Genomic DNA, 11,008 nt, shown 5'->3' on the forward strand with positions numbered 1-11,008 from the left:
ACCTAGCTGGCGTTCGTGTCCCGACATTTACCCCTCACAGCCGTTTGCGTTTCCGGAAACGCACGAATTTGAGCTACCCCTAGCTCACAGCGCGATCAAATATTGACCAAAAATGAAAGAAATCCATTCACAGGCGTGCCCAAACGGCGAATCATCGCATTATATAAATACGATCATTTTTGATCAAAATTCAATCACAGCTTGGTCGAATTTTCTCCGAACCTAGCTCATAGCTGGTGAGCTACCCCTAGCTCATAGCTGGTGAGCTACCCCCCCCTATCAACACACTGAAAAAAAACAAAATTTTTCCTTCTCCTTCTTATGATCTTAGGGGGTGCCAAGCGGCAGGGGGCGTAGCCCCCGAGAGCGTCCTCTCTTGCGATAAAATCGCCTTTTTGATGTTGGGCCGGTGGGTATGTGGTCGAAGGGCGGGCAGGGGTGGGAAACCATGTGGGCGGTCCCGGCAGGGAGCGAAGCGACCGGAAGGACCGTCCATGGGGTTTTCCACCCCCGAGCGAAGCGAGCCGCCCGGTGCGCGCAGCGCATCGTCCACATATCCACGGGCCGCGCGAAGCGCCGAAATCAAGGAAGGGGGTGCGGGGGAAACCATTTGCCAAGGTGCTCACTCCGGGCAAGGGGTGGGTGCTCGCCATCCTCGCCATGCTCGCCCTTCGGGCTGCGCGTGGCTCCGGGTGGCTCCGCTCCCGGCCCTACGGGCCGCCCTTGCCCTACGCTGCGCGCCTTGCCGTCCTGAAGGTGTCGGGACGAGGGGCGTCACGCTTCGCTTTCGCCCCTCGCCCTCCGCGCGGGGTCGAACAAGGGGCGTTGTTTGGCAGGAGGCCCTGCTTAGAGGCATGGGGATAGGGAAACCTATTTGCTCAAAGGGGCGTGTGCGGCCATCTGTGGGGCTTCTGGCGGCATGAACGGGTTTTCACGGCAAAAAACTTTGCCGGAGCGGCGAATTTCTGTTATACATGTATGACAGAAAGGAGTTTTACCGTGCTTGCTGTCCGCTTACCCCCCGAAATCGAGAGCCGCCTTGATGCACTGGCGCAGGCCACGGGCCGGGCTAAGAGCTTCTATGTTCGTGAAGCGATCATGGAGCATCTGGACGATCTCGAAGATTTATACCTTGCTGAACAACGCCTGATCGACCTGCGGGCAGGTAAAACTAGGGCCGTTCCGCTCGAAGATGTGATGAAGCGGTATGGCCTGGAAGATTGAGTTAGACCCTGCTGCCGAGCGTGAACTTGACAAAATCGACCAGCAGACCGCCCGCCGCATCCTTGCCTTTCTCCATGGCCGGGTTGCCGCGCTCGACAACCCTCGCAGTATTGGCGAAGCCCTCAAAGGTTCCAAGCTGGGTGATTTTTGGAAGTACCGCGTAGGCGATTGGCGGATTATCGCCAGCATCGAGGACGGCGCTTTGCGCATCCTCGTTGTCAGAATCGGCAACCGCCGCGAAGTTTATAGGCGCTAATCGCAGACGAGACAGGGGCCGCTTGCCGAATATGCAAGCGGCCCCTGTCTTTTTTCAAATCCAGATAGGTTCGATTGATGAGTCCCGCTTAGAAGCCCTGCCGCTCCCAAATCGGAGCCAGTGGCGCGGCCCCACCATCGCCACCCGAAATCGCGCCGATGCTGACCCGAGCAACCTTGTAGCCAAGGCGGCGATGCGTGCGGCGTACTTCCTTGGCCAGAGCGGGCAACAAGTTTTCATCCAATACAGCTTCCGCCTTGAACTTCATGGATATTGGCTTTGGCCCCAGCGGGGCAAGATTGTATGGCGGCAGTGCCCAGAGGGGCACATAATCCACCTGCCAACGCTTGGCCGTCTCCATTTTGGTCCCGTAGGGATAATACGTCCCGACAGGGTGCCCACCGAGCGCGGCGCACAATAGCTTATCCAGCTTTGTGACCTTTTCCGGTGCGGGTGGAATGGGGGCGGGGACGTACTCGGCGTGAGTTTCGTTCTGCATTGAAAGCTCCTTTATTTGGTTGGCTGATAAACGAACTCACCGGGCGTAGGCGCGGCCAATGCCTCGCCCGGCGGGGCTACGAGAATGGACAGCGCCGCGTCCTGGCCGGGCAAGGTGCTGTTGGGCTGGCAAACCAAGGTCCAAGCTACGTCATACGTGCCGGGGGTGAGGGCGACGGCGGCAGAATACGAAGAATTGCCGTCACCGGGCGCATAATTTGCTTGGTTGGTGGTGCTGTTGATGACCTGGTTACCCTGAACCTTCACTGTCACCGTACAGGGGCCTAGTTTGGTCCATTTTATATCGGTTCCAATGCCCCATTGCCCGGCCTGTTGGACCAACAATTTAGCCGATCCAGCAATAGCTGGCAGGCTTCCCGCGCCGGGGTTTGCCGCCGCTAGCTTGGCAACATCGAAATCTGGCCCTTGTAGCGGTGTGATCGACAGAGGCACGGGGTCCGGCACCCATGGGCTGGTGACAGTAACTTGCCCGGTTTGCTGGTCCGGCTGCTGGTGGATGGCGCGGACCTCCACCAGCCAGCCCGGCTTGAAGTTTGCGGGCGTGGTGGCGGCGCTGGTAGCAGTGGCAGGGGCGGCGATGTTGGCCGGCGCTTTGCCACCAGCCGCCGGCGCAGCATTGAGAGCGGCCAAGGCCGCTTTGGCTTGGGCCGCGTATTGGCCGGTAGGATACTGGCCGAGATAGAGTTGCAGCTCGCCCGCCGCGCCCTTGGATGCCGACCCCCAAAGGATGGCATCTGGCGAGGGGGTGGCGGTTTGAGCCAAGGCCGGAGCAGCGGCCAGCACGGCTAGGACGGAGATGGCACTCAAACGCATAGGGTAAGACCTCACTGACTGAACGGGGATTGATAGCCAGCCGCCGGGGCGGTGCTGGCAGGGAGCGCCGAGTTAGGCGCGATCTTGAGAATCGGCGCCGGGGCGGATGGCTTTTGCGCCGCAGATGGCGGCGCGTCAGCGTTTGGGAAAGGGTTGACGATGGACGCCGAGATCGGAGGACCGGCGGAGACCGGATGGGCGTTTTTGCCGCTGGGCAGGGCATGAAAGGCCGCAAAAGCCACGATAACAGGGGCGGCGAGAACTGCCAGCCGGTATGGGGTATCTTGCCGCCAGAGCGCCCGGTGAGCGGCGCGAAGATGGTCCGTAAAATCCTTGCTCAGCATGACGCCATGGCCCCTTTCACGTCATCGGCGGTAATGGTTTGCAGATCGGCCCCCATGTCGGCGGAAAGCCGGGTGGCCTGGGCTTCGCGGACCCGTTCAACCAGCGTCCGGGCGGACCTGGCATTGCCAAAAGACGGGTCACGAACACGGGACGAGAACCAGCCCTGGAGATCCGCTTCCGGCCAATCCTGGGCGAGGCGCAAATCTTCCTTGGTGAGCATCCCTTGAAAAATCTCGATAAGTTCCGGCGGGCTGTAAGCCTGAAACTCAATGGTTTTTGTGAAACGGGACGCTAGGCCGGGGTTTGAATTGATGAAGGACCGCATTTCCGCCGGGTAGCCAGCGACCACCACGACGAGCCTGTCCCGCTTATCCTCCATTTCCTTGAGCAGCGTATCTATGGCCTCCTGGCCGAAATCATGACCGCCCTTGCCCCCGGTGAGGGTGTACGCCTCATCAATAAACAGGATGCCGTCTAAGGCTTCCGTGACCTTATCCTTGGTCTTGGGGGCCGTCTGGCCGACATACGACGCCACCAGTCCGGCGCGGTCAGTTTCGACAACGTGGCCTTTTTTCAGCACCCCCAAATCGCGGTAGATGGCCCCGAGCGTCCGGGCCACCACTGTTTTTCCCACGCCCGGCGGGCCGGTGAAAACCATGTGGAGGCTCATGGGTGAGACTTGCAATCCTTGCTCGCGGCGGCGCTTTTCCAGGGATATTCTGGCAATGAGCTTGTTAATTTCCTCTTTAACGTTGCCCAGCCCCGTCATGGCTTCCAATTCCGCGATGGCTTGCTTTCCTGTTGCCTTTGGCGCGTGCGAGGGCACTGTGATGAAGGGCATGGGCGTGGTGTGGACAGGTGGCGGATTATTGACCGCTTCCGGCGTTCCCCCCTGCTTTTGCGTGGTGATTTGCGGCCACACCTCCACAAGCCGCCATGTGATAAAGCCGCCATCTGCCAGCAGTAAAATCCACCATAAATCGGGAACCAGCGAGCCAAGAATCCAGATTGCAATTTGAATTGCGAACAGCCCGCCAATTACCATGACGGCAAGATTTATTACCCTATTCTTCACTGCGCTGCCTCCACGAAGGGCGGGGTTATTACTGGCATCGGCACCACTTCCAGCTTGAACGGATTGTGTGGCTTATCGCCCCTCATCAACACGCCATGCAGGCGTTCCATGGCCTGCAATTCACTCGCCAGGATACAGGGGCGGGTGACGGGCTGGATTTGTCCGGTGGCGGTTTTACCTGTCGAATTATGAACATGACCGGCAGAGAATAGACCGGGGCGTGAGTTTCCGGTAGTTTCCGAAAACGATACTATGTGGCGTTCTATGTCCTGCTCGCCTAGCATTTGCTGCATCTCTAAGGCCGTCTCGCCATCTTCCTGGCGCAGAACGGCACGAGTGGCGACGTTACCTTTGATTATTTTTGCGACCTCTTTGCCGTATACAAGCCGAAGCTGCGCCTCTAACTGGATACCGACGACAAACGAGCATCCGAGTTTCCGGCCTCTAGCGAAGCCATCAACAAGTTTCGAGATGTTGCCGATACTGTCTAGCTCATCAAGCATATAGAACAACCGGCGATGCTCTGCCTCTGGCAACCCCTCGCATGTTGAGAGGTTTAGACCTTCAACTACAGCACAGTCGGCCACTGCGGCCACGAATTGCCGCATAAATTCTTTGTCGGCCTCGCGGTATGTTACGAACAGCCATCCCTCTCCGCCGTCGCCATTTTTAACCCAATCCTGAACAGAGAAATTTCCATCCTCTTTCAGCTTCTCAAATATAGCGATGTACGGTTTAATCGTTCCCTTACATCCCGCCATCATTTCCTGACCGTGCGGGCTGGTCCAACCGAGCAATCCGGCATCGGCAAGATAGTTTGTCAGTTTGTCCTGTGGCCCCGTCAAAATCCGGTACAATTTTTGAGGGTTTTTTTCTCCGCTTTCATTCATTGCCCGTAGCGTATCCGCCAGCAAATCGCGGCCAAATTCTGACCACTGCGCGCCCGTCCCTTCGGCCATCGGGATAAACCCTGCTGCCAGACGTTTATAATCAGCTTGTGTTTTTATCTCTGCGAATGGCGACCAGTTCACGGTGCGGGTGACATCCAGGGGATTAAGTAGAACGTCGCCGGGCTGGCAGAAACGGCTATAATATCCGCCGTTGTTATCAAGTATGATAGCGCGGGCATTAGAGCGCTTCCTGATTTCCCTTAAAAATCCCTGTATGATTTGTGACTTGCCGGAGCCGACTGCGCCGCACATCATGATTGAGTAAACCTCACTCCGCCAGTCAATCGGGATTCCACCGATAGAAAGCTGTCCTGGCACGGGCACTTCATTTGGATCAGGTGGCAAAACCTGAGCGCCCCTTATAAAAACCTCATTTTCGCGTAGCGCGCCGATATGCTTAGGCAAATCAACTTTTTTGTTTTCTGATGGCGTTCCACCTAGCGTAAAAAATGTTACAGCTAGCGTTACTATACCGCTGATGGCTATGGCACCAATCCAGGCCAACCAGCCGGGCAAACCGTTTTGGTACAGGTACTCAACGCCGTAATAAAGCCCGGCCCAATTAATGATGCCGAGTACGACGACTAGACCAATGGCACGATGAAATATCAGACGCCTCGCCATGACGTTTTTTGCAAGCCCTGCCAATGCAGGCAGGCCGACATTGACCACGAGAGAAGCGGCCATACATTGCGTGATGAATTGATTAACAGACTCATCCCGCAACCCGCCGAACCAAAAGCCAGCGGCCAAGAGTGCAGAATAGATAATCGTGAAGCCCATGGCCACACGATAAACGGCATGGCTATTCTGGTTCTGGACTTGCAGCATGATCTTACTCCGTTTGCGCCGCGTTTTCTTTGTTGTTCACGGCGCTGCCCGGCGCGGCTTCCGGCGCGGGAGTGGCGGGCTTGTCGGTGCGCGACTTACGGATTGTTTTCTTTGCCCCGCCGCTGCCAGTGTAAACCTTCACCGACCCACCAGTGATCTTTAACCCGTGACGGGTCAGTTCCGCCGCGATTTCATCGAATGAATAACCTCTCGCGCGCAGCGCGGCTATTTTTGGCTTGAGCAAAACCACGGCTTCGCGAACAGACAGGGGGCGCGGCTTTTCTTCCAGACGGTCTAAGGCGTTTCCGATTTCTTGAACGGTTTCCGCCGTCAGTTGTGAAGTTGTGTTCTTCGCCATGCCTTTTACTCCAGGTTGTTTGTGGCTTTCTCTATCACGATGTTTCTTGTTACGCTACGGATTTTTAGAGTATATATGAATAGGACAGGATGCGGCTTGTACCACGAAACTCCTTCGGAGCTTCGCGGTCCACCGGCTATCTACTCCGCACCCCTGACGGGGCGCTCCGCAGATAGCCTAGCCGTGCCTGCTCAGGGGCAAGCCCCCGAGACCCCAGTTTGACGCCAGAGGATGGACATTGCCGAGACCGCGCCGCACAGAACAGTTGACCGAAACCATGCGTGTTCGTCTCGCTCCTACCGAGCGGGCGGAGCTTGAGGCGGCGGCGGAAGTCGCGGGCTTGACAGTCAGCGAATATGTACGGCGGCGGGTTCTTGGGCGAAAGGTGGTTGCCCCCCTCGCTCTGACTGATGCACAGACCCTCGCGGAACTTCGCCGCCTCGGTGGTTTGGTGAAACACCTTGCCACTATCGGCCAAGGCAACCCCGACGATTTGCGGGCTGCTCTGACCGAGCTACGCGAGGCGGCGGTGAGGATTGCGACGTGATACCCGTCATTATCTCGAATAATAGCGGTAGGGGGAAACGAGCTACCGGTGGCGCGGTATTTAAGCGGGTGACGGAGTACATCGAAAAGGAGCGCGCCGAACGTGGCCCAACCATGACGGCAGATTGTGTTCTTGATTCGCGCTCGGCGGCGGTGGAAATGGAGGCCGTGGCCCATGGTGCGCCACGCTGTAAAGACCCTGCCTTGCACATTGTCTTGTCCTGGCAGCAGGGCGAGCATCCGACTGAACAGCAACAGCGTGAAGCCGTTGCCACCGTACTTGATAATCTCCGCGATAAAGACGGGCGGGATATGAGCGGGCACCAATGGGTTGCCACGCTGCACCGTGAGACGGACAACGATCATTTGCATATTCTGATTAACCGGGTTGACCCGGAAACCATGCGGACGGTTTCACCTGAATGGTCCGAGCGGAGCTTGCATAAGGCAGCGCGAGAAATCGAAGCGGCGCAGGGGTGGAAAGAAGACTCTGGCTTGATGAAGTGGGATGCTCAGCAACGCCGGGCAGTGAAAACCCCGCAAGTAGAGCGTGAGCAACAGAAATCCGACCGCTTGCCAGAGAAGGCGGCGCGGATGGAGGCGCACAGCTACAGCGAAAGTCTTACAGGGTACGTGAAATCATCCGGCGTAGAGAAAGAACTCCGCCAAATATTGAAGGACGAGCGGGCGACATGGGCCGATGTGCAATATTCCCTTGGACGGCATGGTCTGGAAATCCGCAAGGCGGAAAAGGGCGGTTACACCATCACGGACGGGGAGCAGCACACCAAGGCAAGCGATGCCTTGCGAGGGGTGTTCAGCGGTAAGGAGAACAGGGCACGGCTCGACCGGCTTGGAGATTGGAGCGTCGGGGTTCGTGATGTGGCGGAGCAGACCTATTCACCGCAGCGAGAGCCTCAGTACGAGCAACGTACAGCCAACAAAGAGGCCCAGGCACAAGCAGCCGGGGCGGAAAAGCAGCAGGCCGAAAAGCCCGCGCCATCGCGCCGGGATGACCCGGCAGCGACGGCAGAACGAGAGCGCCGCGCAGAGGAAAGAAAGCAGGCACGGGAGGCGCTATGGGGGCGCTATCAGGAGACAAAGCGGGAATGGGCCAAGACACACCCAGGCCCGTCTAAGGAGGCAATCAGCCGGGGTTATGCTCAAATCCGTGCCGACTTGAAGGGCGAACGTGAATGGATACGAGCGACCACTAAAAAAGGCAGCGAGGCGCGGGCCGTGGCGCAAAGTGTGGCAGCTTTCCGGGCCATAGAGCGCCGGGATCAATTCCGGGAGAGCATCACGCAACAGCGTGCCGCAGTCCGCCCGCCAGAATGGCGAACTTGGGTTGAGCAGCAAGCCAACCAAGGGGACAAGGCTGCCCAGGCACAGATGAAAGGGTGGCACTATACTCAGCAGCGCACAAGTGAGCCGGTACGGCAAAAGCTTGAAGCAACCGACCGGCAGGCTCCGGCGCGGAATGAAGGCGTAACGCATGGCGTTGAATGGCGGCGGCGCTGGTTCCTGGGTGGCACCGAATACAAGATAGACGGCAAAGCGGCGGTTATCGACAAGGGCGACAAGATTAAGCTCGTGGGGGCGCGGAAGGCTGATGACCGCGCCGTGGCGCTCGCTATTGGCTTACAGGCGGAGAAGCGCGGCGGTAATGTGCGGGTTGACGGCAGCCGCGCGTTTAAGGAGCGCGTGGCCGACATTGCCGCAGATCGTGGAATATATGCCAAGTTTGAGGACCGGCAGATGCAGGCCCGCTATGAGCAGCGCAAGGCCGAGCAGCGGCAGGCGATTAGGCCGGACAAAGGACAGAAACAGGCTCAGACGCCGGAGGCCAGGAGGCCGACCGCGCAGGCGGTTGTTGCCCGTGAGAGGGAACAACAGAAGCAGCAGCAACAGCAGAAACAGAAGCGCGGTGTTAGCCGCTTGTGGAGGGGTTGATGAGTGGTGGCGACGAAGAAGCCGGGTTTTCATTCTCGCCGGATGAAGCACACACAGACGATGAACCGGTCAGCGCGCCGCCGGTCGAGTACCGGAGCGCGGTTGTAGAGGCGGCGGTGAAGCACCTGGGCGCTGACGTGCCGTGCCTTTGTGCCCGGTGCCCTGGCGCGATCTGGACCTTGGGCGACATGACCGGCGAGGCTGTGGAGGCAGATGGAACCATAGCGAAAGCGAGCGAGGCGGCCCCCTGGACGCTGACCGTCTTTTGCCGCCCGCAGCACAAAGACCTAACCATTTTCGAGGCGAACTATCAGAAGCGCCGCTATGTGACCCGAGAGGGAACGCGGGCCATCGGGTTCTGTGATGCCTACGAGGAAGAGCTTAAGGCGTGGCAAGGGAAACAGTGAAAGGGTGAAAATGCATCACTACGGATTAGTTCACCTCATTGCCGGGACGATCGTTAAGGGGATCGTTTACGGGGTAATTTGGAAGATCATGCGCCAGCTTTCCTTGCCGGAGGATATAGCCCTTGGCGTCGTGGTTGTAGGGGTGCTGGCGGCAATGAACCGGCGGCGCGGTTGGTACTGAGGCGCAAACCTTATATACTCATTTGCATAAAATGAGTATAGCTTCATAAGCTGCCACACTCATTTATGTAGAGGCTCAAATGAAGGTTATAGCGGTTTTGAATCAGAAGGGCGGCAGCGGGAAAACAACCATTGCCACCCACCTAGCGCGGGCTTTGCAAATCGCTGGGGCGGACGTGCTGCTAGTGGACAGCGACCCGCAGGGGAGCGCCCGAGACTGGGCGGCGGTACGTGAGGACCAGCCCCTAACCGTTGTGGGCATTGACCGGCCCACCATCGAGCGGGACTTGAAGAACATAGCCCGCAAGGACTTTGTGGTGATCGACGGCGCACCGCAGGCCGCAGACCTCGCCATATCGGCCATTAAGGCGGCGGATATTGTGCTGATTCCGGTGCAGCCCTCACCCTATGACATTTGGGCGGCGTCAGACCTGGTTGACCTGGTTAAGCAGCGCATCGAGGTGACGGACGGCAAGCTGCAAGCTGCCTTTGTGGTGTCTCGTGCGATCAAGGGCACCCGCATAGGGGCGGAGGTTACGGAAGCCCTGAACGGCTACGGCCTGCCCATCCTGCAAGCCCGTATTACCCAGCGCGTGAGCTACCCAGGCACCGCGGCGGTTGGCGTGACGGTGCTGGACACGGAGCCGAATGGAGACGCCGCACAAGAAATTCAGGCCCTGGCGGCCGAGGTTAAAGGCATGTTGGTTTAAGTAAAAGAGGTAATGAACAAATGAGTAAATCAACAAATACTCTCATGGCGGGCCGTCCCAGCGCCCGCAGCACTGCCAAGGCGGCTAACCTCGCCAGCATGGCCGACACACCGCAGATGAAGCGGATTAACTTTGATGTGACGGCGGAGGTTCACCGCAAGCTGAAGGTGTACGCGGCGGAGCAGGGGCGGAGCATCAAGGAGTTGCTGTCTGAGTATGTCGCCGGGCTTGTTAAGTGAATGAGTATAAACTCAAAATAGTCTTTTGAGTTTAAGCGCATAAACAAAAAGGCAGCTTCTAAGCTGCCTTTTTGTTGTGGTTACTTTTGCCGGGCTGGCAAATCAGGTTCTAGACCCTCAAAAAACGGTTGTGATGGTGGGTCTTCGCCGGGGCCGGTTGGCAGTTGCCGTTCTCCCCTAAACAGCGACGGCAGCCGCTCTAGCGGCTGCTGCTCTGTTAGGCCGTGGTCGGGCTGCTCACGGTCAGAGACAACGACATTGGCCGAGAACATCGAATAGCGGATGCCTTCGCGGCTTCCCATCCAGGCGACTTGATCGTTGATTATGTACGCCTGTGCGGTGCCGGTCGGCCCGATCTGCTTAACATCAATCCATTTACCCGCCCGGAGCGCAGTGAGGCTTCGCTTGAGTGTCGCCAGCGAGCAACCAGCCAGCCCCGCCAGTGTCTTTTGAGAGGCTACAAGGGCGTTATGCCGCCCCATGTTGGCGATCATCGTCATCAACAGAGACCCGGCGCGGGGGTTGTCCACGTTGAATCTTGCCCATCGCTCCATAGCGGCCCGCTCGACTTGGACCCATGTTCCGGTCGGCATCGTGGTTAG

General features: G+C 58.2%; 15 protein-coding genes. 8 read left to right on the forward strand and 7 right to left on the reverse strand.

The window, feature by feature from the left end:
- The first annotated feature begins 999 nt into the window (after positions 1-999).
- Together LI953_RS14645 and LI953_RS14650 are read left to right on the forward strand one after the other, a co-directional pair.
- Positions 1,000-1,224 (forward strand): DUF6290 family protein, encoded by a 225-nt coding sequence (locus LI953_RS14645; protein ID WP_227076839.1) that lies wholly within the window; start codon positions 1,000-1,002, stop codon positions 1,222-1,224.
- The gene (locus LI953_RS14650) at positions 1,208-1,480 is read left to right on the forward strand and encodes a type II toxin-antitoxin system RelE/ParE family toxin (RefSeq protein WP_227076840.1); all 273 of its coding nucleotides are present in this window, start codon (positions 1,208-1,210) and stop codon (positions 1,478-1,480) included. Before LI953_RS14645 ends, LI953_RS14650 begins: the two co-directional genes overlap by 17 nt.
- 88 nt (positions 1,481-1,568) lie before the next feature.
- Here LI953_RS14650 and LI953_RS14655 read toward each other — a convergent pair whose 3' ends face one another.
- The 6 genes from LI953_RS14655 to LI953_RS14680 are packed head-to-tail and all read right to left on the reverse strand — an operon-like array spanning position 1,569 to position 6,371.
- The gene (locus LI953_RS14655; protein ID WP_227076841.1) at positions 1,569-1,979 is read right to left on the reverse strand and encodes a hypothetical protein; all 411 of its coding nucleotides are present in this window, start codon (positions 1,977-1,979) and stop codon (positions 1,569-1,571) included.
- 11 nt (positions 1,980-1,990) lie between these two features.
- Positions 1,991-2,782 (reverse strand): hypothetical protein, encoded by a 792-nt coding sequence (locus LI953_RS14660; RefSeq protein WP_227076842.1) that lies wholly within the window; start codon positions 2,780-2,782, stop codon positions 1,991-1,993.
- A 41-nt stretch (positions 2,783-2,823) separates the two neighbouring features.
- Entirely contained in the window at positions 2,824-3,156 is a 333-nt protein-coding gene (locus LI953_RS14665) for a hypothetical protein (protein WP_227076843.1), read from the reverse strand.
- Positions 3,150-4,232: an AAA family ATPase gene (locus LI953_RS15635; protein ID WP_227076844.1), complete on the reverse strand. Its 1,083-nt coding sequence runs from the start codon at positions 4,230-4,232 to the stop codon at positions 3,150-3,152. The genes LI953_RS14665 and LI953_RS15635 overlap by 7 nt, the downstream gene beginning before the upstream one ends.
- A complete protein-coding gene (locus tag LI953_RS14675; RefSeq protein ID WP_227076845.1) occupies positions 4,229-6,013 on the reverse strand; it encodes a type IV secretion system DNA-binding domain-containing protein in 1,785 nt (594 codons plus the stop codon). The genes LI953_RS15635 and LI953_RS14675 overlap by 4 nt, the downstream gene beginning before the upstream one ends.
- Positions 6,014-6,017: 4 nt before the next feature.
- The gene (locus LI953_RS14680) at positions 6,018-6,371 is read right to left on the reverse strand and encodes a hypothetical protein (RefSeq protein WP_227076846.1); all 354 of its coding nucleotides are present in this window, start codon (positions 6,369-6,371) and stop codon (positions 6,018-6,020) included.
- Positions 6,372-6,636: 265 nt separating this feature from the next.
- Here LI953_RS14680 and LI953_RS14685 point away from each other — a divergent pair, with 265 nt between their 5' ends.
- The 6 genes from LI953_RS14685 (at position 6,637) to LI953_RS14710 (ending at position 10,406) form a co-directional block, all read left to right on the forward strand.
- Positions 6,637-6,918, forward strand: a complete 282-nt coding sequence (locus tag LI953_RS14685) for a plasmid mobilization protein (protein WP_227076847.1) — start codon at positions 6,637-6,639, stop codon at positions 6,916-6,918.
- Positions 6,915-8,870 carry a relaxase/mobilization nuclease domain-containing protein gene (locus tag LI953_RS15640; RefSeq protein ID WP_227076848.1) on the forward strand — a complete coding sequence of 652 codons (1,956 nt, stop codon included), beginning with the start codon at positions 6,915-6,917 and terminating at the stop codon, positions 8,868-8,870. The genes LI953_RS14685 and LI953_RS15640 overlap by 4 nt, the downstream gene beginning before the upstream one ends.
- The gene (locus LI953_RS14695; protein WP_227076849.1) at positions 8,870-9,277 is read left to right on the forward strand and encodes a hypothetical protein; all 408 of its coding nucleotides are present in this window, start codon (positions 8,870-8,872) and stop codon (positions 9,275-9,277) included. Before LI953_RS15640 ends, LI953_RS14695 begins: the two co-directional genes overlap by 1 nt.
- Positions 9,278-9,287: 10 nt before the next feature.
- Complete coding sequence (locus LI953_RS14700) at positions 9,288-9,458, forward strand: hypothetical protein (protein WP_227076850.1); 171 nt, start codon at positions 9,288-9,290, stop codon at positions 9,456-9,458.
- Between the two features lie 79 nt (positions 9,459-9,537).
- Positions 9,538-10,167: a ParA family partition ATPase gene (gene parA, locus LI953_RS14705; RefSeq protein ID WP_227076851.1), complete on the forward strand. Its 630-nt coding sequence runs from the start codon at positions 9,538-9,540 to the stop codon at positions 10,165-10,167.
- Between the two features lie 20 nt (positions 10,168-10,187).
- Positions 10,188-10,406 carry a chromosome partitioning protein ParB gene (locus LI953_RS14710; RefSeq protein ID WP_227076852.1) on the forward strand — a complete coding sequence of 73 codons (219 nt, stop codon included), beginning with the start codon at positions 10,188-10,190 and terminating at the stop codon, positions 10,404-10,406.
- Between the two features lie 80 nt (positions 10,407-10,486).
- Here the strand turns inward: LI953_RS14710 and LI953_RS14715 are convergent, their stop codons facing one another.
- Complete coding sequence (locus LI953_RS14715; RefSeq protein WP_255643197.1) at positions 10,487-10,900, reverse strand: replication/maintenance protein RepL; 414 nt, start codon at positions 10,898-10,900, stop codon at positions 10,487-10,489.
- Positions 10,901-11,008 lie beyond the last annotated feature (108 nt).

Origin of the sequence: Acidocella sp. KAb 2-4, from assembly GCF_020567705.1 — a bacterium.
Taxonomy (GTDB): Bacteria; Pseudomonadota; Alphaproteobacteria; order Acetobacterales; family Acetobacteraceae; genus Acidocella.